The organism is Streptomyces sp. NPDC002896, assembly GCF_040295225.1.
Lineage (GTDB): Bacteria > Actinomycetota > Actinomycetes > Streptomycetales > Streptomycetaceae > Streptomyces.
In genome coordinates, this window is record NZ_JBEOVA010000061.1 from 1 (window position 1) to 26,543 (window position 26,543).

Consider the following 26,543-nt stretch of genomic DNA (forward strand, 5'->3'; position numbering starts at 1 on the left):
ACAACACAACATGCCATCACTGCCGCACGACAGCGGAACTATGTCTGACCAGCAGAAACACAGCCGTCACTCTCGGAAAGACAACGGCTTCTTAGGCTCACTAAGCCAATCAGAGACGCTTGCGGGCCAGGTCGTAGGCGTAGCTGACCGTTTCGGTGAGGCGGTCGTTGGCCGTATGGCGGCTGAGTTCGGCGGTGAGGTCGGCGTCGAACTCAGCGGCGCGGTCCGCGAGCACCGAGGGCGGCAGGAACGATGTCGACCGGATGTACCCGGCGAGTTCACGGATCGTCCAGTGGTGCTCGACAGAGAACTCGTGGCGTCCGGCGGGTTCGAACCCGGCACGGGACAATACGTCGTGGTCAGGGTCCTGCTGCCTTGCCCGGTCCCAGCCGGGCGGAACGCGGCCGGATGCGCCGAGGGAGTCCTGCCATGTGCGCAGCAGGCTGTCGAGCGCCCGCTGCCAGTCCTGGGGGCCTGTCCACGGGCCGGTCGACCAGCACAGTGCGATGCAGCCGCCGGGCTTGAGCCAGGCGTAGGCGCGCTGGGCGACCAGGTCGCGGCGGAGCCGGTGCAAGGCGTTGCCGATGACGATCAGCTCGAAGCTTCCTGGCCCGGCGTGCAGATCCTCGGCGCCGGTGGTGACCGTCCGGATGTGGGCCGCGTCGGCGGCGACCGCCTTGGCGCGGACCACCTCGGTCATGTCGGGTTCGGCGTCCACGGCCCACACTTCGGCGAACCAGCCGCGCAGCGGGAAGGCGAGCTGGCCGGTGCCGCATGCCAGGTCGAGCAGGCGTCCACGCCCTGACGGGGCTGCCCGGCGTGCGAGGTCGGCGATCATCACGTCGGGGTAGGGGAGCCGGAACCGGTCGTAGTATCCGGCGGTGCCCCGGTACAGGTCGGGCTCGAACCTCGCCTCGCTGGCCATGCGATCAGCATCGCACGGGGGGCCTTCGACTTCGAGACAGTCGGGCTCATGCTCCGCCCTGTCCTCGGGCCGATTGTCCCCGTCCGAGATTTCAAGGACTGGAGACCATGGCGCCATCTGGTGGTGGAGACGGCAGCCCAGATCCTCGACTACGTCGGCGGGACTCTCGTCATCCCCCAGTCGGTGCTCGTGGAGGATTACTGGGATGAGCTCCAATCCGGCCTTCACAACGCGGGGATCCCGGTGCACCACTTCGCTCTCCATGCCGATCAGGAAACGCTGGTCCAGCGCATCGAAACGGACGCCGCGGAGACCGGAGCCAGCCAGTGGCGCCTCGATCACCTGGCGGACTACCAGCAGGCCCTTCCGTCGAGGCCGCCGACGAACGTCAGCTGACCAAGACCATCGCCCGCTACGGCCGCCCATCCAGTAGAAGACTGATCGCAGCCGACGCGTCCGCAACCGTCCGGTCGGCCCGCAAAGCGCCCTCGGGCCAAGGTCGTTGCCCACCCACCCACACTGTCCGCAGCCCGGCGGCGCGGCCGCCCGCGATGTCGTGCCCGGGATTGTCGCCGATCATCCAACCGCCGCCGGTCAGGGGCAGACCGCATCGTTCAGCGGCCAGTTGGAAGATCCGGACGTCCGGCTTGCGGATGCCGACATCGCCGGAGACGCAGCAGGCGTCCACCCGCTCGCCCAGCCCGGACCGCTCGATCTTCATCAGCTGGTTGTCGGCCATCCCGTTGCTGACGATGGCCACGCGCCAGCCCGAGGCCCGAAGCCGTGACAGGCCATCGAGCACCTGCGGGTCGCATCGGACGAGGTCCGGCATCCGGGCGCGATATGCGGCCCACAACTCGTCAGCGGCTTCCGCCAGACCGAAGTGTTCCCGCACCTCGCGAAAGAACTGGTCCCGAGGCCGGGCACCCTGCCTGTCCGCAGTGATCAGCCAACGCGCTGCCTCGCCTCCGAGCTTGCGCTCGCCGGCGAACTCCGCCGCCCATACAGAAAAGGCGAGCTGCCGGTCGACGAGGGTGTTGTCCAGGTCGAACAATGCCAACCGCTGCACAGACGCCCCACTCCCTCAGCCTGCCCGACCCCAGCCCTGCCGCTCGGCGAGGCGGGGCCGGTTCCTGTTGTCAGATCATGGCACGAAGATCACCAAGTACGCCCAAATCGCGCTGTCCTCCGGGGCCATCGAAGAGTGCCGAAGCCAACAGGCGGTCGGCCTCTACGGAACGCGTGTGCTGTGGGCGTGTCATCGGGGGCGCCTGGCGGATCTACGCGCTGTTCGGGCGCCGGGGCTGGGTCGGCGGCACGGTGGGTTCGAGGTGTCAGACGCAGTCTCCGGGTCGAGTGGGCCCGGAACTGCAGGGAAGTATCAATGCTGAGTCTGCGTGGAGCGTGATCCGTACCGGTGTGAAGGTGATGGCGTCGACCGTCGAATCCGCGGTGCCGGGATGACGGGCGTAGCGGGGGTGGGCGCCTCCGCTGATCTGCCAGCGAATGCGGTGACCTGTGGGAAAGCGGTAGGCCGTGGAGCTCATCGGCACGGTGGCTTGGCTGGGCGTGTGTCCCGTCGTGCGTAGCCGGGTCAGTCCGTCGCAGACGTTGGTTGAGCGGCCTTGTGCGTCTACGTCGCACAGGCGTGTGAAGACGTCGGCGTATCCGGTGTCCGTGGAGATGTTCAGCCGTGCGGAGACGGGGCCGAGGATGTCGAGGGGCTGGGGCAGCGGGGGGCTGGTGAAGGTCAGGACGTCTGCTCGGGCTTCCAGGGCGCGGTTGTCGCGAGGTCCGGCGGCGCGGGAGAGCACAGGGCCGCCGACGGACGGGGTGGGGTCGGCCGGGTCGTAGCGGATGGACGACAGTGGCGCAATGTCCGTGGGGGTCTGCTGGGTGAGATGCCCGTCCAGGGCGGGGAACCATGAGGTGGCGGCCGTCGGCGGTGGCCAGTGGTCCAGGTCTCGCCAGGCGTTTTCGCCGCCGATGTGCACGCGCACTGCGGTAGGGCGCAGGCCGGAGGGGTCGGCGCACAGGTGTGCGCGCAGCCATGCGAGGCTCTCGGCGAACACCTCGGGCCAGCCCCGCTGCAGTGCGGAAGTATGGGTCCAGGGGCCGACGAGCAGGGCCGTCTCGCATCCGGCCTGACGCAGCCGGCCGTACTGCTCGAAGGTCTGGTCGGCCAGCGCGTCGTGCCATCCGGTGATCAAACTGGTGGGCACGCGCAGCCGCTCCGCCACCCCTGCCAGGGACGCTCCCTGCCAGTACGGGTTGTTGGCATCCGGGTGTGTCATTACGTCGTCCAGCCAGGGCACTTCACCAAGGGCGGCCAGGCATGCCGCGCGCAGCGGCTGCGCGGTGGTGATGTCGCGCAGCCGGCGCTGCAGTCGCAGCGTCGCTCTCGCCAGCGGTGCGATGCCCTGGTGCTGGTAGGTCATGCCCACCGCGACGGCGAGGGTGTTGTCCAGCCGGAGCGCACCGTCTGCGTGGAACAGGGCATGGGGATCGTGCAGCCCCACCTGCACCACCATCGCCTTCAGCTCCGGAGGTGGGTCCATGGCGAGCGCCCACTGCACGTAGCCGAGGTAGCTGGGGCCGACCGTCCCCAGCGTTCCGTTGAACCAGGGCTGCTTGCGCAGCCAGGAGATCGTGGCCCGGCCGTCGGCGGCCTCGTTGCGCCACAGATCGAACCGGCCGCCCGAGCCGCCGGTGCCGCGGCAGCTCTGCAGGACCACGTGGAAGCCTTGTTCGGCGAAGAGCATGCCGTACATCGGGGACCACGGCAGGCCTCTGCCGTACGGCGAGCGCACGAGGAGCGTGGGGAAGTCGCCCTCTGCCCGGGGGAAGTAGTGGTCGGTGATCAGGGGACTGCCGTCGGCGGCCGGCACCACCAGCCCCGGCTCCCATCCGGCATCGTGCAGTTTCGCCGGGAGCCGGCGCCAGGTCGCCCTCATCATGCGCGAGGACAGCGGCGGCTTCGTGGAAGGCGGTGTCCAGGCCTGCCCGGGCGCAGGGTCGTGCGTGCGTGATGCCATCGTTCCTCTTCCCCTCCTCAATTTACGTACGGTGTACGAGAATAGGGATGCTTGGATGGTGCCCACAAGGGCCGCAGCGACGAGGAAAGGAGCACCACGACAGTGACCCGTGACGGCGGGTCCGGCGCCGCGGGCGTCGACCCCCAACAGCTCTGGCTGAAGCCCGCCCAGCCCCGCAGGGGCCGCAGGCCCGCCTTCAGCCGCGAGGCGATCACGACGGCAGCCGTCGCCCTGGCGGACACGGAAGGACTCGAAGCGGTCACCATGCGACGGGTCGCCCAACGCGTCGGAGCCGCAGTCATGTCGCTCTACAGCTACGCCCCGGACAAGGAGACGCTGTTGGAGCTGATGGTCGACCATGTCAGCGGCGAACTGCCGACGACGGGCGCACCCACCGGAGACTGGCGCGAGGACCTCAAAACCATCGCGCACCTCCAACGTGCGCTCATGCTGCGGCACCCCTGGCTGCCCGCCGCCCTGTCCACCCGCCGTACCCCCGGCCCCAACACCCTCGCCTTCCTGGAACGCGCACTTGCGGCCTTGCGGCCCACTGGGCTGGACGGTGCGGCAAGGCTGGAGATCTTCGCCCAGCTCACCGCGTTCGTGGCCGGGCACGTCGCTCACGAGGTCGCACAGTCCGCAGCAGCACGGTCTCCGGACCGGGCCGCAGCCGAAGCCCGCTACCTCGCCGCTGTCGCCGCGGACGGCCACCACCCGGAACTCGCCGAAGCCCTCTCCGCCCCCGGACGCCCTTTGACCCCCGAAGCCACGTTCACCCGGTTCCTCAACCGCCTGATCGACGGCCTCGGCACTGAGTGATCCTGCTCCGGCTTATCACCGTTTCCGTTCTCACAAGCGCTGCCGACGTCGTATGCGGGAAGGGGCATAGCGTTTCGGGGAGGGCCCGGATCGGCTTGAAGCAGGCGGCCGGTAGCGGCACTCGCCTGGGCGGCCTGCGCAGCGGAGGGCGATTCTCTGGGTATTCCGGAATGGCCGTCTCCCACTTGGGGCCTGAACCGGCCCGATGAAGAGCCGTATGACGACTAGGTGGTCAGTCCCGGCTGGCAAGAGGAGTCCGCAGTTCCGCGCGCAGCCGGATGGATGTGTCGGTAGGAAGTCCCAGGACGGAGCTGCGGAGATCCTCTGGCGCTAACCGAGGAATGCAGCGGTGGTCGCCACGAACTGGTCGCGGTCGTCGAGCCAGGGGTAGTGGCCTGCTTTCGGCTGCACGACGAACGTGGCGTCAGCGAACAGCCCCGCGAACTCCGCCGTCGACTGAGGTGGGCTGTTGAGGTCGAATTCTCCGGCGAGTAGTAGGACGGGGGCTGTGCAGGCGGTGAGCGCCTTACGGGTGGCCTGCGGGGTGAAGGCGCCCTCGGCTGCGAAGAGAGCGACAGCCTGTGTGTTGCGGGGCTGGCTGGCCGCATGATGCTGGTGCGTCGCGGCCTCCCACCGGCCGTACAGGAAGGGGGCGACGGCCTGCCAGTCGCTGCCCGTGCCCTTGGTGATCGCTTCCAGGGCGGCGTATGCCGCGGGGAACCACGGTTCGTTCTTGCGAAGCTGCGCGAGCTCACATCGCGTCTTTGCGGTGATCGCGATGCCGACGGCTCGGGTGCTGGGGGTGATCAGGGCGAGTCTGCTGACCTTTTTTGGATATCGGGCTGCGTATTGCGTGGCGAGGTTCGCGCCGGCGGAGTGGCCGAGCAGGTCGATCCGGGGGAGTTCCAGGTGCGCGCGCAGCGCCTCGATGTCGTCGACCAGGCGGTCGCAGCGGTAGGTGGAGGGGTCTTCGGGAATCGCGGACTGTCCGGTGCCGCGAAGGTCCAAGACGATCAGTTGGCGGTGGGTGGACAGGCCGCCGAGGTCGCCGAGGTAGAGGGAGTTGGCGGGGCCTCCGGGGATGCAGACGACGGGGGCGCCGTCTCCGGTCCTGCGGTAGGCGAGCTGGGTTCCGTCTGGTGCCGAGAAGATGGGCATGACCCGGGATCCTGTCAGCCATAACCAGGTTGTACAACCAGGTTATGGCGGTGGGCTGCTGGGTGTATAACCGGGTTGTGGCAGGGGACGAGAGCGAGCACCAGAACCCGGGAACGCTGACCGAGGAACAGGCCGAGCGGATGCTCGCGAGCATGAACGAGGTCATCCGTGCGGGCGAGGAGATGCGGAAGCTGCGCGCGGAAATGATCAAGGTGTTCGTCGGTTTCGGCTGGACGCAGGACAGAATCGCCCGGCTCACCGAGGTGAGTCAGGCTGCCGTGTCCAAGCAGGTGGCGAAGAGCAGGCGGGGCGATGCGCCTGCGATGGGGCTCTCCCTTGACCAGCACGACATCCCATGGCTCGAAGGGCGCCTTTGGGGCCTGGCTGAGGAAATCTCGGAGACGTTGTGCGACACCGCCCGCTGCAGCCGCTACCTCAACGCCCTCGCCCGGGGACGCAAGCGCTTCACGCCTCAGACCGTCGATGAGCTGCGCCGCCACGTCGAAGAGGACCTGAGACTGCATCAGGCGGAGCTGCCCGGCAGCTACCGGGACGCGTACGACAAGATCAGCCGTGGTCTCGACGTCCCTTCGAAGGCCACGACCGCTACCGCATCAGCCTCCGTGCGCCGCGCTCTGGCCCACCAGATCCAGCGTGCCCAGCTCCAGGGCGACTCCTGAGCATGCCGTTTGAGCAGGACACCTGGTTCGGGCTACTCCTGCCAGCCCGCTGTGATCTTGGCGCGCTCTTCCCATTGCCGGACGCTTGGACTGCTCGGGTCTCGCCGGTAGCAGAACTCCTTGAGTGAGGTGCATGTGGCGAGCATCGCGGCCTTGCGGATCGGCCAGGAAGGTACGGAGCCGCCGTATGCGCGGAAGAAGCGGCTGAGGGCGTCCACGTGCTCGTGGTGGTGCATCCGTACGATCCATTCGCACCAGGCGAGATCTTCCACCGGGTTGCCAAGGTGAGCGAACTCCCAGTCGACCACAGCGGTGACGTGGAAGGCCTGGGGGTCGAGCAGGGTGTTGTGCGGCCCGAAGTCACCGTGTACGAGCACGCCGTCCACGTTGCCTGCTCCGTCATCCAGCAGGTCCGTCGAGGCTGCATGGATACGCCGCAGCATCTTTCCGCAGGACTGGAGGACCGCCTCTGCGTGGTCGGCGTCGATGAGGTCCTGGCCGGGAACACCCGGGACGAAGCCGAGAGTGAGTGTGCGTTCGCCGGCTCGGAGGAGGGGAGGCACCGGTACCCGGCCCTGCAGGCGGCGCAGCAGGGTCTGCTCGCGCTTGAGTCTGTCGGCGGCGTCGGGACCGTCGTACGTCTTGTGCACGATTGCACCGTCGCCGACGGTGCGGTTGGTATAGCCGTGTTTCAGCGTATGCACCAGCAGAGCATGCATCAGCCGCTCACAGGCGACAATGCTGGACTCGGCCACGCCTCGAAGAGCCAAGCGACGTGAGAGGACGTCAATCGTCACTGAAGCCGCGGAACGTGCCTGATCCGTCAGCGGTGTCGGCGAAGTCGGCAAAATCCAGGTTGGCGATGCTCAGATTGGCGGAGATCTCAGAGAACCACCGCACCGGCACCCGGAACGTCCGCCCAGGTTCGTCGTACAGGTCGACGACCAGGAGCGGGCGCGATGGTTCGGTCATGGTGGTCGTGTCCGCGAGAAACGCGTAGGTGATCTTGTCGTCTTCCTCGGCCGCGGCATCCTCGTCGACCAGCACCTGGATGCTCACCTCGGTGAAACGGGGATCGCTGACGTAGGTGGCGTTGGGGTGCACATCGGCGCCGTCGATCGCTGCTCGTACCGCATCCCAGGCCGCGTCGTCACTGAAGTCGGTACGGAGGACAAGCGATGTGAGATCCGCAGGTTGGGGCAAGGTCATGCGGGTGATCCTCTCAACAGACGTCACGGATTGCGATGTCGGCGAAACATTGATCCGCTGGCGATGGCGTCTGGGGCGGCCTCCCTGACCGTCTGCGTGTAGGCGGGCGCCCTCTGGTCAGAAGTGGGTGGCGATTCCGAATGCTCGTCGGAGTTGGGCCATGTCGTGACGGTCGTGATCGGCCGGTGCGTAGCCCCGGTGGAAGTAGATCTGCTGCTCGGGCGACAGGCACGGGACGGTGGTGCCCTGAATCGTGCCGGTGACGAAACACGAGGCGGGATAGACGAACGGGTGCTCAGGGTCGGGCGAGGCCTGCACGGCGGATCCGTCCGCGGCAAAGGCCAAAGGGTGCAGATCGATCTCTCGCCCCAGCGGGTTGGTGACGACGAACCGCACGGGGCGCCAGTTGAGGGTCTCGGCGAATCCGGCTTCCGCAAGGGCGGCCATGACGGCTGGTTCCTGGTTCTCCCGGTGCATCAGGTCCAGGTCACGGTGCCGGCGTGTTTGCTCACCGACCAAGGCGTCGATGCCCCAGCCGCCGCCGATCCAGATGTCGACGTCCGCGTCTCGTAGCACAGCAAGAATGGACAGTACGTCGTCAGCTGTCATCACCTCTGGCACGTTAGCGGTGATCGTCTGGGCGGACGCGTTGATTTGTTGCCGTGTGGGAGGCCGACTGCGCTTGCCCGGGCCATCCTTTCGGGGGCTCACCCGCCGTCAGATCCGAAGGTGCCGGTGACGCGGAGCGCGTCCCCGGTGTTCAGGCCGAGGCGGGCCGCCCAGGTCAAAGCCTCGTCGAATGAGGCGTCCTGGTCGGCCAGGCGGGCGGCGGCGAGGGTGAGCGGTGCCTTGCCCTGGTCCAGCAGGGTGGTCCACTGCTGCGTGGTGAGGGCCAGGTAGCGCAGGTGGGGCAGGCCGGCGAGGACGGTCAGGTCGCGGACGTCGGCCTGGGAGAGGTCCAGGCCGCGCAGGTTCGGGATGGTGCGCAGCGGGGCGATGTCGATGGGGAGGGTGGTTCCCACCTCGAGTGAGCGGAGGTGGCGGTGACCCTCGAGCGCGGTCAGGTCATCGCCGTCCAGGGTGACGCGCAGGGACTCGACGGGCAGCGTGCGGATCGGCGTCAGGTCGGCCGTGGAGCAGCGGTTGAGGTGTAGTAGCCGCAGGTTCGGGGCGGCGGTGAGCGGGGCGAGCTCGACCGGGCCGACGGCGTCGTTGATGTGGATGGCCTGGAGCGTGGGCGGGACCTCTTGGGGTATCGCGCCGATGATCTCCCTGGGGGCAACGCTGCGGGCCGGCGCCCGCAGTGAGATGTGGTCGTCGTACGTCTTGTAGGAGCCCTGCTCCAGCAGCTCCAGGCAGCGGCCGAGGAGGGAGGTGATCGAGTCGGCGACGTAGGCCGGGCCGTGGTCGTAATCGCGGCCGATGACGATGACCTGGCCGGGGTGGCCGTTTCTGGCCGGAGCCAGGTCCACCGCCAGGTAGTTGCCGTCCTGGCCGGTGGCGAAGGGCAGCCAGGCCGGGTGCCCTCCGCAGCGGCGCACGGTGTCGGACGGGTCGGTGTCGAAGACGACCGAGCGCCATCCCAGATCCCAGCCGAACCAGGGCGGTTGGCGGTAGTACGCGTGCTCGGCGACCAGGTCTTCCACCGTCAGCCAGGCGTAGCCGCCGAGCAGGTAGCGGTGCGCGTAGTCGATGCCGTCGCCGTCGGCGATCGAGTACAGCGCTCGCAGGTCGGCGGGCAGCCGGTGGCCGAGGCGGCGTTCGGCCTCGTCGAGCGCGGCGGTGGATGCGGGCGGGGGCAGTTGCTCGGGCCGCCCCAGGATGGCGGCGCGCCGCTCCAGGTACGTGCGGAACCGCGCCACTGCCCGCTCCGGGTCGCCTGCCGGGGAGGCCGTGCCGGCCTCCTGCTCGATGCCGGGCTGGGGCAGCCGGTAGCCGGTGTCCAGGACGGCCTGGAAACCGCCGCCGTTCGCGAGCTGACTGGTGACCTCGTTCGTGAACGCGGTCAGTCGGTACTCGCCGGACGGCCGGCAGTCGATCTCCAGGCTGACAGGCTCCCAGCCCCGGTCCTCCCGCAATGCCTCCGCCACCTGGTTCAGCTCCGTGAAGGGGTTGGGCACCCGGTGCTGCCACAGGGGTGCACCGGGGACGTCGTAGCGACCGGACACCCGGGTGCCGCCCCGGCCCGCCGAGCTGGCCAGCACCGCTCGCCTCCAGCCCCTGGGCGCACTCGCGACGATCTCCTCGACGATCCGCCGCGCGACCCGTTCAACCATGTGAAGCTCCCGTCCTGTCGGCACTGCCGGTCATCATGGCAGTGGGCACCGACAACAAACCGGCCACACCTCGGTGCTGGGCACGGCGTCTCACGTCACGCCGTCGACCGGCAGGCTGGTACGGCTGCTGATGCGGTTGCCCGTACGTCTGACCGCCGTGGCCGCTCGCGCCCTGCGCCTGCAGCGGCTGCTCTACTTGCTCCGTCGCAACTTTCTACACGGCCTCAGAGCACCAGCTCGGGGTCCGTGGTGACCTCGACGACGATCCAAGGGTTGTAGGGCAGGGCAGCGAGCCTGTCGCGCAGCGTCCGCCGCACGCGGTCCTCGTCCGCGACCTCCCAGCGACCCGGCGGTACCACGAAGCCGACCTCGACGTAGAGCTTGTGGCCCACCTTGCTGGTGCGCAGCACCGGCTCGGGAAGCCCTTCGGCGGCCCGCACCCGCTCGACGACCTCGTGGATCAGCTGCTGCACGGCCGGCTCCGGCGCAGACTCCAGCAGCTCGGACGCGGCCTGGCGGAGCATGCGCACGGGCAGCCCGGCGAGCATCACACAACTCACCAGGACCAGCACCGAGTCGGCGTACACCTTCGCGCCGCGCCACGCCGTCGTACCCAGCAGGAGCGCCACGATGCCTCCGAGCACGATGACAAGGCTGGTCACGGCGCCCGCGAGCCAGTTCGCCGCCTCCGCCCGGATCAGATCCGACCGCGGACCGCGCCGCACCAGGAAGCCATACGCCGCGAGGCACGCGAGCCCGCTCACTGCTCCGTACGCGGCCAGGCCTGCGGCCGCCACGTCGGATCCGCCGTCGAGGATGACCCGGACGGCCTCCACGGCGGCGTAGACGAGCGTCCCGAGCAGCGCAAGGCCCTGCACGCCCACGACCAGCGGCACCAGCGACTCCCGGCCGAAGGGGAATCGCGGCGTCGGGCCGGCGGCGGCGAGGCGGGAGGCGTACAGCGCAAGCCACGACAGTCCCAGGCCGAGGATGGTGTAGACGCCGTCGAGCAGGATCACCTGCGAGCCGGCTGCGAGCCCCCAGGCCAGGGCCACGCCAGAGAGCGCGACCGAGACTGCCATCGAGACCTTCAGCGCGCGCTGCTCGTGCCGCGCCGACTGGGACGGCTCTCCATCCGCCATCACACCATGATCATGGGGTCCGGCTGCTGCGGCAACCGGACCTCCCACGAGTAGACCGCGTCCACACCCCGGGGTGCTTGTGATCACGATGGCGGCTTCGTATTCACGGTGTCGCGATGGAGGGGCTGTCGGCGACAGGAGGGTGAGCCTTCATGGCCCGGGGCTGTGGACAGAGCCGGTGTCTCGGCCTGGAGGCGCGACTGGAAGACTGGCTGTCTGTGACACATTCTGATCTCGCTCGCCGCATCCACGCCGTCTCCCATCTGAATGGGCAGTTCACGCTTCGGTCCGGACGTACTGCTACGGAATACTTCGACAAGTACCGGTTCGAGGGCGACCCGGTGCTGCTGGACGAGGTCGCCCGGGAGATGGCGGCCCTGGTGCCGTCCGACACCGAGGTTCTGGCCGGCTTGGAGATGGGCGGCATCCCGGTGGTGACCGCGCTCGGCCGGCACACGGGTCTGCCCTGCGCGTTCGTGCGCAAGCAGGCCAAGCCGTACGGCACCTGCCGTCTTGCAGAGGGCGCCGATGTCGCGGGCCGCCGTGTCCTGGTGGTCGAGGATGTAGTCACCAGCGGTGGACAGATCGTGCTGTCGACCGCGGACTTGCGTGGCCTGGGGGCCGAGGTGCGCGAGGCTCTGTGCGTGATCGACCGCGAGCAGGGTGGTGCCGATGCCCTCGCGGCCGAGGGCATCGAACTGTTGTCGTTGTTGACGGCGGGGGATCTGCGAGCTGCTGTCGCCTGATCATTCTGAGCAGGAGTCAGTGAGGTTTTGAGATCCCCAAGGACCAGCTGGGCAAGGCGGCCGAAGCGCGCCTCGGCGATGCCCGGTTCGTCCTCGACGAGCTGGGAAGGCGCGGGTGGAATCTCGACAAGGTCGGCATGTTCGGCCACTCCTTTGGCGGCTTCACCGCCTCACTCTCCACCTGCCCCAACGCTGGCGCTTGGAGCACGACTTCGCCGACCTGTGGACGGCAACCGGTCAGCGCATGGTCACCTGAACCAGCCGCTCGACCTGACCGCCCACGACCCGAAAGACCCCGCCCGGACGGCCACCCGGCGACTCGCGCTGCTTCGGACTGGAGAAGTCTCCGGAAACCGGCCGAAAAGGATCACCGGAGTTCACGCGGTGGATCGAGGGTGACTGCTCAGGTGCTTGATTACGTGTGAGCGGGCGGCAGCCAGACGTTTCGAGCGAAGAGGTCGCGCAGGGCGGTCATGGGGTTGAGGCCGTGCTTGCGGGCTGTGAAGATGGCCGCGGCGCTGGCAACGGTTCCCGGAGGGTCGGCCCAATATCCTGCGCGAAGTATGGACTGGAGGTTCCGGTCGGCGGCGGAGGCACAACGCTAATGATCACCGGAGTCACCAGGGAGCCCGCAGCATGACCGGCACCACGGAGGCCCTTAGCGGGTCGGCTGCAGTCGACAATACAGCTCGAAGTGTCACGCGCCCGTTCTACGTATACGCCGTGCTCGCCAACACGCTGTTCCAGCGCGGCGTATTCGTCCTCTTCCTTCAGCAACGAGGCTTCTCCGCCGGGCAAGTGGCCCTACTGCAGACACTGCTCTACCTGGTCAGCGGACTTGCGGAGTTGCCGACGGGAGTCATCGCCGACCGAATTGGCAGGCGTGCCAGCATCGTGATCGGCCAGATGCTGATAGCTGGATGTCTGCTCGGCCAGGGGACGTTCTCCAACTACTGGGTGTTCCTGCCGCTGTTCATCGGGCAGGGCGTGGGCATGGCATGTGTGTCCGGCTCGGACACCGCCCTGCTGTACGACCTGCTCGTGCGTCGTGGTGCAACGGCCAACTACGTCAAGATCAAGTCCCGGTTCACCATGCTCGGGACGGTCACCTCGGGAGCCGCCATCGTCCTCGGCGGCCAACTGCAGCAGATCTCCTGGGGAGTCGTCTACGTCGGTTCGGCGGCGTGCCTCGTCCTGGCCGTGGTGGTGCTGATGTCACGGGTGCCCGAGATCCGCGGCGCGGACGCGGTGGACGAGCAGGACGGAGCCGAGGAGGAGCACGGCGACGCCACAGCATGGCGGGCGATGCTTCGGGTCGCCACGCCGGCGCTCGTGACGCTTGTCGTGGTGTCCGGATTGATGCATGCGACTTTGACGCCGTACATCATTTTTACGCAGAAGACCCTCTCCGATCAGGGAGCAGGCACCGCATTGGTCAGCGTGGTCATATCGGCGGGATTCTTCACTGGCGGGCTCACTCCGCTGCTGTCGGACCGCGCGGACCGGCGCATCGGGTATCGGGTCATAGTCCCGGTGTCCCTCCTGACGCTCGCCGCGACACTCGGCCTCAGCGGCCTCGGCCTTGTCTGGGTCACCATCGCCGCGTTCCTGGCCCTGGTCGGGATTCCCGAGATCACCGCCGTGATCGTGGACAACGTGTTCAACGAGGCCGTGCCGTCGCGCCACCGGGCGAGCCTGCTGTCGATGATCGCATTCGTGGAGTCGGCGCTCATCGGCATCGGCTATCTCGTCCTCGGCGCGCTCATGGACGGGCTGGGCTCCAGTGTGGGCATGGCCACCTACGCCGCGGTCCCCCTGCTGGCATGTCTCCTGTGGCTCCCGGTGCTCTTCCGAGGGGCACGGGTGACCACCGAGATCGAGAAACCCGCCGACCAAAAGGCATCCTGAAACAGACCATCTCGAGCAACCCCCTGCCCGATGGCAGCGCGTTGCTCGTTGACATGTCGCTCCCAGTCGGCGACGGAGCAGATGCACGTGGCCCCTGGTAGGACGGTTCTCACCGCAAGATCGTCCGCTGAACCAGAGGCTTCACGTTGGTCACCTATGCTGCCACGCTCGATGTCCCGCGCCACATCGTGGTGCACCTCTCCCGGTTGCTCGCCGCGCATCGCCGGCGCCTCAACACGCCCCGTGGGTCGCGGGTCCTGGGCACATTCCGGCAGGCGGTCATGGTGCTGCGCTGGTTCCGTGAGCGCGGCTGCGTGCACTGCCTGGCCAGGGACGCCGGAGTCTCGCAGGCCACCGGCTACCGCTACCTGCACGAGGCCATCGACGTCCTCGCCGCTCAAGCCCCTGACCTGCACGAGGTATTGAACCGCTGCCGCGAAGAGGGGATGAGTCACGTGATCCTCGACGGCATGCTCATCGAGAGCGACCGCCTCACCGGAACCCGGGACAACGGCAACGACCTGTGGTTCAGCCAGAAACATAAGAGCTTCGGCGGCAACGTCCAGTTCCTCGCGGCCCCTGACGGAACCCCGTTGTGGGTCTCCGATGCCGAGCCAGGCTCCACCCCGGACATCACCGCCGCCCGGCTGCACGTCCTGCCCGCGTTGTACAAGGCGGCCGCCGACGGCCTGCCGACCCTGGCCGACAAGGGCTACATCGGCGCCGGTATCGGCGTCCACGTCCCGGTCCGCCGCCCGAAAGGGAAGTCAGAACAAGCTCTCGTCGCCGACACCCGCACCACGAACACCCTGATCAGAGACCTCCGTGCCCTCGGCGAGCGCACCGCCGCCGAGCTCAAGGAACGCTGGCGCACACTGAAGCGCGTCACCCTGAGCCCCAGTCGAATCGGCGGCATAGCCCGAGCCGCCCTCGCTCTCAACTGCCACTGGAAGTGATCTTCAGTGAGAAAACCTCAGTGAGTCCTCTTCGCCCCATAACTGATATCTGTGGCTTTGGGTTCACTCGGACTCTACGATCGGGGCGTGTCGATCACGTACAAGTGGGGAAGCGACTTCGACAACACAGCCCTCAATGCGTTGCATGCCGAAGGCTTCGACCATGCGCCTCACCAGACGGATTGGCGGGCACGACTCGAGCGTCACAGCCTCGGCTGGGTCTGCGCGTGGGAAGACAGCTCTCTGGTCGGCTTCGTCAACGTTGTCTGGGATGGCGGAGTTCATGCCTTCATCCTCGATACGCTGGTGGCTCGGCAGCATCGATCGCGGGGGGTCGGCGCCTCTCTTATCGCAACAGCAGCCAGAGAGGCCCGCGCAGCTCAATGTGAATGGCTGCACGTTGATTTCGAGGAGCACTTGAGCCCGTTCTACTTCGATGCCTGTGGCTTCAAGAAGACGACAGCGGGCCTGATCGCCCTGTAACTCTCTGCCGCAATGAGGCCGGGCCTCAAGTTCCTGCGAGTTTACGGTTATTGGATCTCCAGCACGTCGGCGACCACGCAGCTGATGTTGTCCGGGCCGCCCAAGTGGTTGGCGAGCTCGACGAGCTTGCTCACTGCCTGCTCGGGGTCGCTGATCGTCGTGACCACCTGCAGTATTTCATCGATCGGCACGACGGTGGACAGGCCGTCGGAGCAGAGCAGATAGCGGTCCCCGGGCTGTGCGTCGTACAGACGCATGTCGGCGGTGGCGTCGGCTCCCTGGGCGAGGGCTCGTATCAGCAGGGACCGCTGAGGGTGTGAGGTGGCTTCTTCCGGGCTGATGCGTCCTTCGTCGAGCATGGACTGCACGACGGTGTGGTCGTGGGTGATCTGGAAGAACTCTTCGTTGCGCAGCAGGTAGGCGCGGGAGTCGCCGATGTGGACGAGGGCCAGTTGTGATCCGGTCCAGAGCATCGCGGTGAGCGTAGTGCCGGCTTCTTCCGGTGAGGGGCCGGTCGCGGTGATGCCGCACACGGTCTGTTTGGCCTGTTCGACGGCGTCTTCGAGGGCGTTGAGGAGATCGCCTGCGGGGATACTGTCGGTTTCGAGGCGCTTGAGTGTGTCGACGGCGGCGGCGCTTGCGGGGGTTCCCCTTCGCCCGAAGCCGTCGGCGACGGCGAGGAGGCGAGAGCCGGCGTAGGCGGTGTCCTGGTTGCTCTCGCGGACCAGGCCGGCGTCGGACATTGCGGCGTAGCGGATTCCCAGGGGCTTGGCAGTCGGGGACATGGCAGGGTCCTTCCGGGACAGGTGGTCGATGAGGAAGGCGGCCAGGTCCCGCCGTGCGGCGGTGTCGGCCTCGACCTGGGCCCAGAACGCGCGTATCTCCAGGGCTGCCGCACCTGTCTCCAGCTCGCAGACATGCTGGATGCGCGCCAGTGGCATTCCCAGGCGGCGGAGCCAGGCGACCAGCCGGGCCCTGTCCAACTGTTCCGGCGCATAGAGCCGGTAGCCGGTCACCGGGTCGACGCGAGCGGGGGTCAGAAGTCCGCACTCGTCGTACAGACGCAGTGCCTTCGGCGACAGCCGGGACGCTTTCGCGAACGCCCCGATGGTCAGCAACCCCATGCTCGATCCTCCTCATGCCGGGCGCGTCGCCCGGCCCCATCGATGCTGTGGCCTGCCCCAAGGTGAAGGTCAACCCAGCCCGTTGGGAATGAGAACATCACCGCCCATGGCCTATGAGCGCCAACCCCCACCTGCTCGTCAACTCACTGCCCGCTCTGCACATGGAGCGGCCGACCTCCCGCCCACCACCAGCATGAGCCGAACGTAGGCACCTTCGTGAGGTCACGAACGACGTGCTCAACATGTCGCTTCGGCGCAACGATGACCTTCCCAGCGAGAGTGGGACACCGATCAAGGGCCAACTGGCATGCCGAGCCGTCCGGGTTGTACGGGTAGAAGAGGTGGGGGGTGGTGGCGCCCCTGCCAGTGGATCAGCCCGTTGGGGTCGTTCATCCAGCCTTTCGCGGGGACGTAGTGGAGCCATGCGGGCATGTCGAGGGTTCCTCTCGTTACGGGTGAAATGCGGTGAAAATCGCGAAGGCTGATTGGTGCGGCAGCCGGTTTTCAGAGGCGGGGACGTCTCGTACCCTTGCGGCGTGTCAACCCATGAAGATCACCGGCCGAGGGCGAAAAGGCCCAGTCAGGGCGACGTCGCGCGACTGGCGGGGGTGTCGCCGACAACCGTCTCCTTCGTGCTCAACCGGACGGCTGGGCAGACGATCAGTGACGAGACCCGGCAGCGGGTCCTGCAGGCGGTCGCCGAACTCGACTACCGCCCGAACCGGGCCGCGCAGGGGCTGCGTCAGGGCCGCAGTGCGACCATCGGCTTCGTCAGCCATGATGTGGACTTCGGCGTGTTCGCGGCGTCCGCGATCAAGGGGGCGCACGAGGTGTCCGTACGCCACGGCAACCTGCTGCTCCTGGTCAACACCGGCGGCTCGAAGCGTCAGGCGGCGCAACTGGTCGGCGATCTGCTCGACCGACAGGTCGACGCACTGATCTTCGCCGCGTCCGGCACCAAATCGGTGGTGCTCCCGGAGGGTGCCGAGCGGGTCCCGACGATCCTTTTGAACTGCTTCGTCCCGGACGACTCGACTCCGGCGATCCTGCCCGACGAGGTGCGCGGCGGCCGGGAGGCGACCCAGGCGCTGCTCGACCTCGGGCACCGGGACATCGCCTACCTCACCGGCACAGTCAGCAGTTGGGCCACCAAAGCCCGGTTGCGCGGCTTCCGTGAGGCGCTGCGCGGTGCGGGGCTCGATCCGCGGGACCACACCGTGCTGGCCGGCAACTACCATGCCGACTCCGGTTACGAGCTGGCGCGGAAGCTGCTGCGGCGCGGCCCCCGGCCGACTGCGGTCATGTGTGGCAACGACCGGATGGCCGTCGGCGCGCTCCTGGCGCTGCTGGAGGCGGGGGTGCGGGTGCCCGAGGACATGTCGGTCATGGGGTACGACGACCAGTTCCAGCTCGCAGCCGAGATCCACCCGGCGCTGAGCACCGTACGGCTGCCGTACGACGCGATGGGGCGCCTGGCCGCCGAGCAGTTGGCCGCCGGCGGGCCCGCCGTGCAGACCGGGCGCACCCTGGTGCACTGCCCGCTCGTGATGCGTGACTCCACGGCGGCCCCGGCCGGGCCCTCCGGGGCCTGAGCCGGGCCGGTCCTGCAGAAGCACGCGTACATCCACTGATAACTCCCTTGTAACAGCTTCTTGACGCGAGAAATGGGGGAGGGCTAGCTTTTCGCCACTAATTCGTATTAGTAACCCGCCGCGGTGGCCCGGTGCAAGAGCCGCCCGAGGCAAGCGGATTCACCTCGGGTGCGAGACGTCGGCTCCTCTGACGCCAGCTCACCGACCAAGGAGGAACACATGCCCACACGGAAGCTGGTTCTCGGCGTGAGCGCACTCAGCGCGCTCGCGCTGCTCGCCACCGGTTGCTCGTCCGGATCCGCCGACAGCGCAGGCGGCAAGAAGACCATCACGATCTGGACGAGCATGGACCAGCCGGTCATCGACGGTCTCAAGGCCAAGCTCGCCCCGCGGGCCAAGGCGGAGGGCATCACCGTCCAGTGGCGCAAGGTCGACAACATCAGCCAGCTGATCGTGCAGAAGGTGCAGGCGAACGACGTACCGGACATCGCGCTGATGCCGCAGCCCGGCATCATCAAGGACCTCGCGGCCAAGGGCAAGATCACCCCGCTGGACGACGTCCTCGACCTCCCGGCGCTACAGAAGAGCATGACCGCGGGGACGCTGGACGTCGCCAAGGTGGGCGGCAAGACCTACGGCCTGATGGTCAGCATGAACGTCAAGGGCCTGGTCTTCTACCCGAAGAAGGCGTTCGAGGCCGGCGGTTACACCGCTCCGAAGACCCTCGACGAGCTCAACACGCTCACCGCGAAGATCAAGGCCGACGGGCACACGCCCTGGTGTCTGGGCATCGAGTCCGGCACAGCGACAGGCTGGCCGGCCACGGACTGGTTCGAGAACCTGATCCTGAAGTACGGCGGCATCGACAAGTACAACGAGTGGATCTCACACAAGATCAAGTTCGACTCGCCGCTGGTGCGCCAGGCCGCCGCCCAGTTCCAGAAGATCGCCTTCACCGACGGCAACGTGCTCGGCGGCCGCAAGGCGATCGCCAGCAACGCCTTCGGCACCGCCGGCAACGCGATGTTCAACAGCAAGCCCGGCTGCTACATGTACCAGCAGGGCAGCTTCGTCACCGGCTTCTTCCCCAAGAGCGTCCAGAAGAACCTGGACTCCGAGGTGGGCGTCTTCGGCCTGCCCCCGGCCGCGGCGGGCGGCGACAACCCCGTCGAGGGCGGCGGCGACACCGCCTCCATCTACAAGGACAGCCCGGCCGCCCGCAAGGTCATGAAGCTGCTCGCGGCCACCGACCTGGGCACCACCGCGGCGAGCAACGGCTCGTCCTTCATCTCCCCGCACAAGGACTTCCCGCTCAGCAACTACCCGCTGAAGACCACCCAGTCGATCGCCAAGGTCGCCTACGACTCCACCGGCTTCGCCTTCGACGCCTCAGACGCGATGCCCACCGCGGTCGGCACCGGCACCTTCTGGAAGGAGATGACGGCCTGGATCGCGGGCGAGCAGTCGCTGGACACCACCCTGAAGAACATCGACGCCAGCTGGCCCGCCGCCTGACCACCACGCCGGCAGGGCCTCCGAGGGCGGGCGACCGCAGCGCGCCCGTCCGCCCTCGGCCCGCCGAAGAACCGACAACCCATCGCGTACGAGGAAGGTAACCGCCGTGGTCAGCCAAGTACTCTCGACGGCGCTCACGGTGCTGGCGGGTGTCGCCGCCGCCCTGGCCGTCTACTGGGTGCTCAACAAGCTCGCCGAAGCTCTCCCGGGCCGCTGGGAGAACCGGATCAAGCCCTATCTCTACATCGCGCCGGCAATCGCGGCGATCGGGGTCTACCTGGTCTACCCCACGGTCGTCACCATCGTCGACAGCTTCAAGAACAGTGACGGCTCTCGCTTCGTCGGACTCGACAACTTCGGCAAGCTCCTCGAAACACCGGCCTTCCGGCAGACCCTGCTCAACTCGCTGCTGTGGATCGCCGTCATCCCCGCCGCCTGCATCGTGGTGGGCCTGCTCGTCGCCGCGCTCGCCGACCGCCTGTCACCCAGGGCCGAGAAGGCGGCCAAGACCATCATCTTCATGCCCATGGCCATCAGCGCCGTGGGATCGGCCACGGTGTGGCGCTTCATGTACGCCACCCAGCCCGCCGGCACGCCGCAGACCGGCCTGCTCAACGGGATCGTCACCGCCTTCGGCCATGACCCCGTCCCTTGGCTCCAGCAAAGCACCCTGCACGCCAACAGCCTGCTGCTCATGGTCATGCTGCTGTGGGGACAGGCAGGCTTCTCCATGGTGCTGCTGTCCGCGGCCATCAAGGGCGTCCCCGCGGAAACCCTCGAGGCGGCCCGCCTGGACGGCGCGGGGGAGCTGCGGATCTTCTGGCGGATCATCGTCCCGCAGATCCGGGGAACGGTCATCACGGTCTTCGTCACCATCCTGATCACCGTCATGAAGATCTTCGACGTGATCTACGTGATGACCAACGGGGCCTTCAACACCAACGTCGTCGGCCTGGAGTTCTTCAACCAGCTCTACACGAACTACAACTACGGCTACGCGTCGGCGATCGTCGTCATGCTGCTCATCGCCATCGTGCCGATTGTGATCTACCAGATTCGCCACTTCAGGGCGGAGGAGTCGGCATGACCACCCAGAAGATCGCCGCAACGGCACCGCGCCGCGTCAGCCCGGCCAGGCGAGGCGCCCAGTCCTCCCTGCGGAAGAGCGGCAGGGGAGGAACGCTCCCGGTCAAGCTGAGCGTGCTGTTCGTCTGCGCCCTGTGGATCGTGCCCACCCTCGGGGTGGTCATCACGTCCTTCCGCAGTGTCGACGCCGCCAACTCCAGTGGCTGGTGGACGCTGCTCGCCCACCCGGGCGGACTGCTGGACCTGACCACCGGCAACTACTCCAAGGCCATCGAGCAGGCGGACCTCGGCTCGGCCTTCCTCAACAGCGTGGCCATCACGCTCCCTGCTGTCTTCCTGCCGATCCTCATCGCCGCGTTCGCCGCCTACGCCTTCACCTTCATGACGTTCAAGGGACGCGACACCCTCTTCATCGTCATCGTGAGCCTGCTCGTCGTGCCGAACTACGTCGCGTTCGTCCCGATCATCAAGCTCTACGCCTCCGCGCACCTGAACGGCACCTTCCCGGCCGCCTGGCTCGCGCACATCGGCTTCGGCATGTCGATGGCCGTCTACATCCTGCGCAGCTACATGGCGACCCTGCCCAAGGACGTCATCGAGTCCGCCAAGATCGACGGCGCCAGCCACTTCCAGACCTTCTACCGGCTGATCCTGCCGATGTCGGCCCCCGCACTGGCCTCCTTCGCGATCTTCCAGTTCCTCTGGGTCTGGAACGACCTCCTGGTCGCCCTGATCTTCGTGGGCCCCGGAGACAAGCAGCCGATCACCGTCGCAACCAACGGCCTACTGGGACAACAGGGCACCGGCTGGGAACTCGTAACGGCAGGCGGCCTGTTCTCCATGCTCGTCCCGATCCTGGTCTTCCTGACCCTGCAGCGGTACTTCGTCCGCGGCCTCACCAGCGGGGCCGTCAAGGGCTGATAGGCGCCGTGCCCCCCGGCGCCGAACGGACGGGACGGCGCCGGGAGCCGCGCACGACGCCGTACTGAAGTACCTCCTCCTCACCCCCACACGGACACCGAACAGTCGGGAACCCAACAACGTGACCAACGCAAGCGACTCCTGGTGGCGCTCCGCAGTGATCTACCAGGTCTACATACGCAGTTTCGCCGACGGCGACGGCGACGGAACCGGCGACATCGCCGGCCTCCGCGCCCGTCTGCCCTACCTGGCCCAACTCGGTGTCGACGCGATCTGGATCAACCCCTGGTACCCGTCGCCCCTGGCTGACGGCGGCTACGACGTCTCGGACTACCGCGACATCCACCCCGCCTACGGCACCCTCGACGAGGCGAAGCAGATGATCGCCGAAGCCCACGAGCTCGGCTTGCGGGTGATCCTGGACATCGTCCCGAACCACACCTCCGACCAACACGCCTGGTTCCAGCAGGCGATCGCCGCCCCGCCCGGCTCTCCGGAGCGGGATCGGTACCTCTTCCGTGAAGGCAGGGGCGAGGACGGCTCGCTGCTCCCGAACGACTGGCTCGCGGCCTTCGGCGGCCCCGCCTGGACCCGTGCCGACGACGGCCAGTGGTACCTGCACCTGTTCGCCCCCGAACAGCCCGACTTGAACTGGGACAACCCCGAGGTCCGCGCCGAATTCGAGTCGATCCTGCGCTTCTGGTTCGACCTCGGCGTCGACGGCTTCCGTATCGATGTGGCCCACGGCATGGCCAAGGACCCGGCTCTCCCCGACCTCGGGCTGCCGGAGTTCTCCGTACTGACAGGGGAGGACCAGGACAACCACCCCCACTGGGACCGCGACGGCATCCACGACATCTTCCGCAGCTGGCGCGCCATTGCCGACAGCTACCTCGACCGGCGCGTCTTCGTCGCCGAGGCCCACGTCCGCCCCGGCCGCCTCGCCCACTACCTCCGCGACGACGAACTGCACACCGCCTTCAACTTCGACTTCCTCAAATCCCCCCTGGAAGCCGACCGGTTGCGAGAGGTCATCGACCGCAGCATCACCGACCTCGCCACCGTAGGGGCCCCCGCCACCTGGGTGTTGTCCAATCACGACGAGACCCGTCACGTCACCCGCTACGGCCGCGCCTACACCGGCGTGACGACTCCGCTGCGCGGCCAACACCACCCCTGCGACCGGGCACTGGGCACCCGCCGCGCCCGCGCAGCCGCCCTGCTGATGCTGGCCCTGCCCGGCAGCGCGTACGTCTACCAGGGGGAGGAGCTGGGCCTGTACGAGGTCGAGGACCTGCCGGAGTCGGTCCTCCAGGACCCCACCTGGGAACGCTCCGGCCACACCGTCCGCGGCCGAGACGGCTGCCGGGTCCCCATCCCCTGGACCGGCGACACCCCGCCCTTCGGCTTCGGCCCGCCCGGCTCGACCCCCTGGCTTCCTCAGCCCGCGGACTGGAAGTCCTACACCGCCGAAGCAGGCCAGGCCGACCCCACCTCCATGCTCCAGCTCTACCGCTCCGCCCTGCGCCTGCGGCGCACCGAACCGGGCCTGAGCGGCGAGGAGTTCCGCTGGCTGGACAGCCCCGAAGGCACACTCCTCTTCGAACGCGGCCACGGCCTGGTGTGCGCCGTCAACCTCTCCGACCAGCCGGTCCCTCTCCCCGATGCCTGCGGCCCCCTCCTCACCTCACGGCTGCTGGACGACGACGGACTGTTGCCTCCGGACACAGCGGTCTGGCTGCACCGCGACTGACGGACCGCGAAGGGGCGTCCCGGCCGACGTCCGCCAGGACGATGACTTACTCCAACCTGCACGACAGCCGACTCATCTGCTACCACCGCATCAGCCGCTGATGCAGTGGCCTGGAATCTGGTGTGTGACACATCAGGACTGGTGTGACTGAAGAGCCCCTGACCGGCGGGAACATCGGCAAGGACGTGTGATCGATCAGGAATCGAGAAGCGCGGGTCACGGAGCCGCTCCTAGCGTGAGGGCCATGGACATCGCCATTCACGCGAGCGTCCTCCCACATGACGACCCGGATGCGTCCCTGGCCTTCTACCGCGACAGCCTCGGCTTCGAGGTCCGCAGCGAGGTCGGACAGGGCAAGATGCGCTGGATCACGGTCGGCCCCGTCGGCCAGCCGGGCACGTCCATCCTCCTGGCGCCGCCGGCCGCCGACCCTGGGGTCACCGAGGACGAGCGCCGCACCATCGTCGAGATGATGGCCAAGGGCACCTACGGCTTGATCCTGCTGGCCACCCGGGACCTCGACGGCACTTTCGAGAAGGTGTAGGCCGGAGACGCCGAGGTCGTCCAGGAGCCGACCGAACAGCCGTACGGTATCCGCGACTGCGCCTTCCGCGATCCCGCGGGCACCCTGATCCGCATCCAGGAGCTTCGCCGAGCCGTCCGGTCATCGATTCGGCCATGATGGCCGGCCGCGACCACCTGCGAAGAATGCGGCGGCCAGCGCTTCCAGGCCGCTGTCCTCGACCACCCCCCCGCCTGCCGACTTCTGCATGCAACCCAGGTGCTCGCGGACATCGATGAAAGGAGTCACAACACCCCGGGCTCCGCGAAGCGGTGCCTGGGGTGTGTGCTGCTGCTGGTGCCAGACGACACCGGCGGCCACGGCAGTCCCGTCAGTGGAACTGGCCGGGCTGGTAGTCGCCGGCGGGCTGCTGGACGATGACGTTCCCGCGGTTGAAGGCGTTGATGAGGGCGATGGCACACACCAGGGCGGCGAGCTGCTCCTCGTCGTAGTGCTTCGCGGCATTCGCCCAGGCCTCGTCCGTGACGCCGCCGGCCGCGTCGGCGATGCGGGTGCCCTGCTCCGTCAGCTCCAGGGCAGCGCGCTCGGCATCGGTGAACACCGTGGCCTCCCGCCAGGCCGCGACCAGGTTGAGGCGCACCGAGGTCTCCCCGGCGTGCGCGGCGTCCTTGGTGTGCATGTCGGTGCAGAACCCGCAGCCATTGATCTGACTGGCGCGGAGCTTCACCAGTTCCTGCGTCGCGGCCGGCAGCGTCGAGTCCGCGAGCACCTTGCCCGCCGCGACGAGGTGCTTCCCGAACTTGGCTGCGACCGGGCTGGCGAAGAGGTTCAACCGAGCTTCCATGGTGCACTCCTGTGTCGTTGCTGGTGGATACACCTCTTGGACGGAACAGCTCCCGCAAGTTGTGACACGCACGAATGTGACCTGCGTCACCCTTCCCGCGCCGCGGCAGGGGCACCGCGCGACGACGTTCAGATCCGCTGCCGAGACGTCGCTCCCGCTCATCACGGTCGCCGGCGCCACTTCTGGCCCGACCCCACGCGCGGGATCTTTCTCTGGTCTGCCCGATGAGCCGAACGAAACTGCCTGGCGCCATGTGACGACAAACGCTGAGTGACATGCTTTGTCCCAGTTTTCCGCCGTGCCTCACATGCGGTACGCGCCCGTCGGTACGCCATGGGCGGCGCCGTACGGAGTCAGGGCGATGACGCCGGTTCCCCGCGACGGCGTGTCCGGGCCGATGGCGAGGGGGCTGACACCGAGGGAGCCGGCGATGTCCGGGGTCAGATCGTTGGCGGCCCACTTCCACTCGTCCTCGTCGTCCTGGCTCTCGTGCGCCGCGTCCCAGTCGGGCCGCAGGCCGAGTTCCGTGCGGCGGGTTCGCTCGTAGGGCAGGGGCGCGCCCAGGGTCAGCAGTTCGTCGTCCGCTTCGCCGGTTTCGCAGTAGCGCCGGATCACCGTGCCGTGCTCGGCGACGAGCCAGGCGGAGCCGTCGTTCTGGCCTCCGTAGTAGTAGGCCTGGGCCTGGCCGTAGCGGGCGCTGAGCTCGGTGCACAGGCGCAGGACGTCCTCGCTGCGCTCCGCGCCGCACGGGTCGCACCAGGCGCCGAGAACGAGAGTCCAGCCGTCGAGCTCGGGCGTGACGAAGACCCGTTCGTAGCCGCTGTACTCGCCCGTGCCGCAGCCGTGGCCGTCGGAGTCGATGATGTCGTTGCCGAGCGTGAAGGTCACGGGTCTGGAGTTGGTCAGACCCAGCGTCTGCATGATCCCGGCTTGGTCCCCGCTGGGGACGGCCATCCAGTAATTCCAGCATGCCCACAGCGGTGCGGGCCGGTCGTCCAGGAGCTTGATGCGTATGAGCCGCTCCACGGCGGCCACGTCAGCGGGGGACAGCGCTGGTTCGCCGCCGATCTCGGCGAGTACGGTCAGCGCCCGGGGGCGCCGGCGCCCGGGCCCGTGCTTCCGGATGCGCTGGAGTAGCGGGATCACGTGCGTTCCGTGGAGGACCAGGGTGTCCTGTGCCTGCTGAGCGACCTCCTGGTCCGGGTCACCGAGCAGCGCAAGCAAGGCGGGGACGGCGGGCAGGCCGGCTTCGCCGCAGTGCCCGATCCCGCGGGTGGCCTCGCGTCGAACGAGCGGCACGGGATGGGAGAGAGCTGCTGTGTAGCGGTCGAGGGCGGCCGCGCCGAAGCGGGAGAACGCGAGGCCGACCCGGCGGCGGGACGTCTCGGTGGACGCGGAGACGAGGCCCTGGAGCAAGCCGTCGAAGGCCGCATCTCCGATTCGTCCGAGTACAGCGGTGATCTCCCGCCAGCCGACAGGGGACTTCTCGTCCATCAGCTCCCGCACCAGCCGCTCCACCCCGTGGGCACCCAGCGCCACCAGAGCGTCCGCCGCCGCCTCGCGTCGATCCGGCGCACCGAGGTCCCTTACCAGGTCGGTAACCACCACGTCCCCCTCCAGCAGCGTCGTCCACATTCCGACCGTCATGATCGTGCATAGGTCCGACATGCCTCTGCAACCTGCGCCGCCTTCCACCAACGCGGCCGCAGCCCAAGGAGGCACTCGGCGCTACTTCGTCACCTGGCCGCGTATGGGGGTCTGTACGGTCACTGGTGTAACTCCCGAGCTGGAAGCGACAGTTGATGACTGACGTGGTGAGTGACACCAAGGCCCCGGAGGTGCCCGTGG

General features: G+C 67.9%; 25 protein-coding genes and 1 pseudogene. 13 read left to right on the forward strand and 13 right to left on the reverse strand.

The features are described 5' to 3' along the window. Nucleotides 1-109 precede the first annotated feature (109 nt). A complete protein-coding gene (locus tag ABT009_RS45125; protein WP_351308510.1) occupies nucleotides 110-925 on the reverse strand; it encodes a class I SAM-dependent methyltransferase in 816 nt (271 codons plus the stop codon). A gap of 48 nt (nucleotides 926-973) precedes the next feature. Between ABT009_RS45125 and ABT009_RS45130 the strand changes: the two genes are divergently transcribed. Further along, on the forward strand, nucleotides 974-1,321 hold the full coding sequence (locus ABT009_RS45130) for a hypothetical protein (protein ID WP_502990088.1): 348 nt from the start codon (nucleotides 974-976) through the stop codon (nucleotides 1,319-1,321). A 16-nt stretch (nucleotides 1,322-1,337) separates the two neighbouring features. Here ABT009_RS45130 and ABT009_RS45135 read toward each other — a convergent pair whose 3' ends face one another. After that, nucleotides 1,338-1,994: an HAD family hydrolase gene (locus tag ABT009_RS45135; protein WP_351308513.1), complete on the reverse strand. Its 657-nt coding sequence runs from the start codon at nucleotides 1,992-1,994 to the stop codon at nucleotides 1,338-1,340. A 265-nt stretch (nucleotides 1,995-2,259) separates the two neighbouring features. Beyond that, the gene (locus ABT009_RS45140; RefSeq protein ID WP_502990089.1) at nucleotides 2,260-3,960 is read right to left on the reverse strand and encodes a CocE/NonD family hydrolase; all 1,701 of its coding nucleotides are present in this window, start codon (nucleotides 3,958-3,960) and stop codon (nucleotides 2,260-2,262) included. Between the two features lie 102 nt (nucleotides 3,961-4,062). On the opposite strand from ABT009_RS45140, the gene ABT009_RS45145 reads away from it, so the two are divergent. Further along, a complete protein-coding gene (locus tag ABT009_RS45145) occupies nucleotides 4,063-4,779 on the forward strand; it encodes a TetR/AcrR family transcriptional regulator (protein WP_351308516.1) in 717 nt (238 codons plus the stop codon). A gap of 330 nt (nucleotides 4,780-5,109) precedes the next feature. Here the strand turns inward: ABT009_RS45145 and ABT009_RS45150 are convergent, their stop codons facing one another. Next, entirely contained in the window at nucleotides 5,110-5,937 is an 828-nt protein-coding gene (locus ABT009_RS45150) for an alpha/beta fold hydrolase (RefSeq protein ID WP_351308519.1), read from the reverse strand. Between the two features lie 77 nt (nucleotides 5,938-6,014). On the opposite strand from ABT009_RS45150, the gene ABT009_RS45155 reads away from it, so the two are divergent. Next, nucleotides 6,015-6,617, forward strand: coding sequence for a sigma-70 family RNA polymerase sigma factor (locus tag ABT009_RS45155; RefSeq protein ID WP_351308522.1), 603 nt, complete (start codon nucleotides 6,015-6,017; stop codon nucleotides 6,615-6,617). Nucleotides 6,618-6,649: 32 nt separating this feature from the next. Here the strand turns inward: ABT009_RS45155 and ABT009_RS45160 are convergent, their stop codons facing one another. The 5 genes from ABT009_RS45160 to ABT009_RS45180 all read right to left on the reverse strand — a co-directional run bounded on the left by ABT009_RS45160 (nucleotide 6,650) and on the right by ABT009_RS45180 (nucleotide 11,244). Further along, the gene (locus ABT009_RS45160) at nucleotides 6,650-7,321 is read right to left on the reverse strand and encodes a phosphotransferase family protein (RefSeq protein ID WP_351308525.1); all 672 of its coding nucleotides are present in this window, start codon (nucleotides 7,319-7,321) and stop codon (nucleotides 6,650-6,652) included. 82 nt (nucleotides 7,322-7,403) lie between these two features. Continuing rightward, entirely contained in the window at nucleotides 7,404-7,826 is a 423-nt protein-coding gene (locus tag ABT009_RS45165; RefSeq protein ID WP_351308528.1) for a DUF6924 domain-containing protein, read from the reverse strand. A gap of 117 nt (nucleotides 7,827-7,943) precedes the next feature. Next, entirely contained in the window at nucleotides 7,944-8,435 is a 492-nt protein-coding gene (locus ABT009_RS45170) for a nucleotidyltransferase domain-containing protein (protein ID WP_351308530.1), read from the reverse strand. Nucleotides 8,436-8,533: 98 nt separating this feature from the next. Continuing rightward, nucleotides 8,534-10,102 carry an SMI1/KNR4 family protein gene (locus ABT009_RS45175; RefSeq protein WP_351308533.1) on the reverse strand — a complete coding sequence of 523 codons (1,569 nt, stop codon included), beginning with the start codon at nucleotides 10,100-10,102 and terminating at the stop codon, nucleotides 8,534-8,536. Between the two features lie 224 nt (nucleotides 10,103-10,326). Beyond that, nucleotides 10,327-11,244 carry a cation diffusion facilitator family transporter gene (locus ABT009_RS45180; RefSeq protein ID WP_351308536.1) on the reverse strand — a complete coding sequence of 306 codons (918 nt, stop codon included), beginning with the start codon at nucleotides 11,242-11,244 and terminating at the stop codon, nucleotides 10,327-10,329. Between the two features lie 218 nt (nucleotides 11,245-11,462). Between ABT009_RS45180 and pyrE the strand changes: the two genes are divergently transcribed. From pyrE to ABT009_RS45200, 4 genes are all read left to right on the forward strand, one after another. Further along, entirely contained in the window at nucleotides 11,463-11,990 is a 528-nt protein-coding gene (gene pyrE, locus ABT009_RS45185; RefSeq protein ID WP_351308539.1) for an orotate phosphoribosyltransferase, read from the forward strand. 636 nt (nucleotides 11,991-12,626) lie between these two features. Next, entirely contained in the window at nucleotides 12,627-13,898 is a 1,272-nt protein-coding gene (locus ABT009_RS45190) for an MFS transporter (protein WP_351308542.1), read from the forward strand. Nucleotides 13,899-14,044: 146 nt separating this feature from the next. Next, the gene (locus tag ABT009_RS45195) at nucleotides 14,045-14,854 is read left to right on the forward strand and encodes a transposase family protein (protein ID WP_351308545.1); all 810 of its coding nucleotides are present in this window, start codon (nucleotides 14,045-14,047) and stop codon (nucleotides 14,852-14,854) included. An 87-nt stretch (nucleotides 14,855-14,941) separates the two neighbouring features. After that, the gene (locus ABT009_RS45200; RefSeq protein ID WP_351308548.1) at nucleotides 14,942-15,337 is read left to right on the forward strand and encodes a GNAT family N-acetyltransferase; all 396 of its coding nucleotides are present in this window, start codon (nucleotides 14,942-14,944) and stop codon (nucleotides 15,335-15,337) included. Nucleotides 15,338-15,384: 47 nt separating this feature from the next. Here the strand turns inward: ABT009_RS45200 and ABT009_RS45205 are convergent, their stop codons facing one another. Both ABT009_RS45205 and ABT009_RS45210 read right to left on the reverse strand, forming a co-directional pair. Further along, complete coding sequence (locus ABT009_RS45205; RefSeq protein ID WP_351308551.1) at nucleotides 15,385-16,461, reverse strand: MerR family transcriptional regulator; 1,077 nt, start codon at nucleotides 16,459-16,461, stop codon at nucleotides 15,385-15,387. Nucleotides 16,462-16,752: 291 nt separating this feature from the next. Beyond that, a complete protein-coding gene (locus tag ABT009_RS45210) occupies nucleotides 16,753-16,893 on the reverse strand; it encodes a hypothetical protein (protein WP_351308554.1) in 141 nt (46 codons plus the stop codon). A gap of 104 nt (nucleotides 16,894-16,997) precedes the next feature. Here ABT009_RS45210 and ABT009_RS45215 point away from each other — a divergent pair, with 104 nt between their 5' ends. The 6 genes and pseudogenes from ABT009_RS45215 to ABT009_RS45240 all read left to right on the forward strand — a co-directional run bounded on the left by ABT009_RS45215 (nucleotide 16,998) and on the right by ABT009_RS45240 (nucleotide 24,010). Next, the gene (locus ABT009_RS45215) at nucleotides 16,998-18,053 is read left to right on the forward strand and encodes a LacI family DNA-binding transcriptional regulator (RefSeq protein WP_351308557.1); all 1,056 of its coding nucleotides are present in this window, start codon (nucleotides 16,998-17,000) and stop codon (nucleotides 18,051-18,053) included. A gap of 219 nt (nucleotides 18,054-18,272) precedes the next feature. Then, on the forward strand, nucleotides 18,273-19,568 hold the full coding sequence (locus ABT009_RS45220; protein WP_351308560.1) for an ABC transporter substrate-binding protein: 1,296 nt from the start codon (nucleotides 18,273-18,275) through the stop codon (nucleotides 19,566-19,568). A gap of 106 nt (nucleotides 19,569-19,674) precedes the next feature. Then, nucleotides 19,675-20,655 carry a carbohydrate ABC transporter permease gene (locus tag ABT009_RS45225; protein WP_351308563.1) on the forward strand — a complete coding sequence of 327 codons (981 nt, stop codon included), beginning with the start codon at nucleotides 19,675-19,677 and terminating at the stop codon, nucleotides 20,653-20,655. Then, on the forward strand, nucleotides 20,652-21,575 hold the full coding sequence (locus ABT009_RS45230) for a carbohydrate ABC transporter permease (RefSeq protein WP_351308565.1): 924 nt from the start codon (nucleotides 20,652-20,654) through the stop codon (nucleotides 21,573-21,575). Before ABT009_RS45225 ends, ABT009_RS45230 begins: the two co-directional genes overlap by 4 nt. Before the next feature lie 121 nt (nucleotides 21,576-21,696). Further along, complete coding sequence (locus ABT009_RS45235; RefSeq protein WP_351308568.1) at nucleotides 21,697-23,328, forward strand: glycoside hydrolase family 13 protein; 1,632 nt, start codon at nucleotides 21,697-21,699, stop codon at nucleotides 23,326-23,328. A 244-nt stretch (nucleotides 23,329-23,572) separates the two neighbouring features. Beyond that, nucleotides 23,573-24,010 (forward strand): annotated as a pseudogene (locus ABT009_RS45240) (VOC family protein). A 211-nt stretch (nucleotides 24,011-24,221) separates the two neighbouring features. On the opposite strand, the gene ABT009_RS45245 reads toward ABT009_RS45240, so the two are convergent. Both ABT009_RS45245 and ABT009_RS45250 read right to left on the reverse strand, forming a co-directional pair. Then, nucleotides 24,222-24,695: a carboxymuconolactone decarboxylase family protein gene (locus tag ABT009_RS45245; protein ID WP_351308571.1), complete on the reverse strand. Its 474-nt coding sequence runs from the start codon at nucleotides 24,693-24,695 to the stop codon at nucleotides 24,222-24,224. 303 nt (nucleotides 24,696-24,998) lie between these two features. After that, entirely contained in the window at nucleotides 24,999-26,363 is a 1,365-nt protein-coding gene (locus ABT009_RS45250) for a HEAT repeat domain-containing protein (protein WP_351308574.1), read from the reverse strand. Nucleotides 26,364-26,543: the final 180 nt, after the last annotated feature.

What these genes read in the sequence shown, in the direction of transcription:
- ABT009_RS45125 (WP_351308510.1), bottom strand. Translation starts at nt 925, where the DNA reads ATGGCCAGCGAGGCGAGGTTCGAGCCCGACCTGTACCGGGGCACCGCC.
- ABT009_RS45130 (WP_502990088.1), top strand. Translation starts at nt 974, where the DNA reads ATGCTCCGCCCTGTCCTCGGGCCGATTGTCCCCGTCCGAGATTTCAAG.
- ABT009_RS45140 (WP_502990089.1), bottom strand. Translation starts at nt 3,960, where the DNA reads ATGGCATCACGCACGCACGACCCTGCGCCCGGGCAGGCCTGGACACCG.
- ABT009_RS45150 (WP_351308519.1), bottom strand. Translation starts at nt 5,937, where the DNA reads ATGCCCATCTTCTCGGCACCAGACGGAACCCAGCTCGCCTACCGCAGG.
- ABT009_RS45165 (WP_351308528.1), bottom strand. Translation starts at nt 7,826, where the DNA reads ATGACCTTGCCCCAACCTGCGGATCTCACATCGCTTGTCCTCCGTACC.
- ABT009_RS45170 (WP_351308530.1), bottom strand. Translation starts at nt 8,435, where the DNA reads ATGACAGCTGACGACGTACTGTCCATTCTTGCTGTGCTACGAGACGCG.
- ABT009_RS45175 (WP_351308533.1), bottom strand. Translation starts at nt 10,102, where the DNA reads ATGGTTGAACGGGTCGCGCGGCGGATCGTCGAGGAGATCGTCGCGAGT.
- ABT009_RS45180 (WP_351308536.1), bottom strand. Translation starts at nt 11,244, where the DNA reads ATGGCGGATGGAGAGCCGTCCCAGTCGGCGCGGCACGAGCAGCGCGCG.
- ABT009_RS45190 (WP_351308542.1), top strand. Translation starts at nt 12,627, where the DNA reads ATGACCGGCACCACGGAGGCCCTTAGCGGGTCGGCTGCAGTCGACAAT.
- ABT009_RS45205 (WP_351308551.1), bottom strand. Translation starts at nt 16,461, where the DNA reads ATGGGGTTGCTGACCATCGGGGCGTTCGCGAAAGCGTCCCGGCTGTCG.
- ABT009_RS45210 (WP_351308554.1), bottom strand. Translation starts at nt 16,893, where the DNA reads ATGCCCGCATGGCTCCACTACGTCCCCGCGAAAGGCTGGATGAACGAC.
- ABT009_RS45220 (WP_351308560.1), top strand. Translation starts at nt 18,273, where the DNA reads ATGCCCACACGGAAGCTGGTTCTCGGCGTGAGCGCACTCAGCGCGCTC.
- ABT009_RS45230 (WP_351308565.1), top strand. Translation starts at nt 20,652, where the DNA reads ATGACCACCCAGAAGATCGCCGCAACGGCACCGCGCCGCGTCAGCCCG.
- ABT009_RS45245 (WP_351308571.1), bottom strand. Translation starts at nt 24,695, where the DNA reads ATGGAAGCTCGGTTGAACCTCTTCGCCAGCCCGGTCGCAGCCAAGTTC.
- ABT009_RS45250 (WP_351308574.1), bottom strand. Translation starts at nt 26,363, where the DNA reads ATGTCGGACCTATGCACGATCATGACGGTCGGAATGTGGACGACGCTG.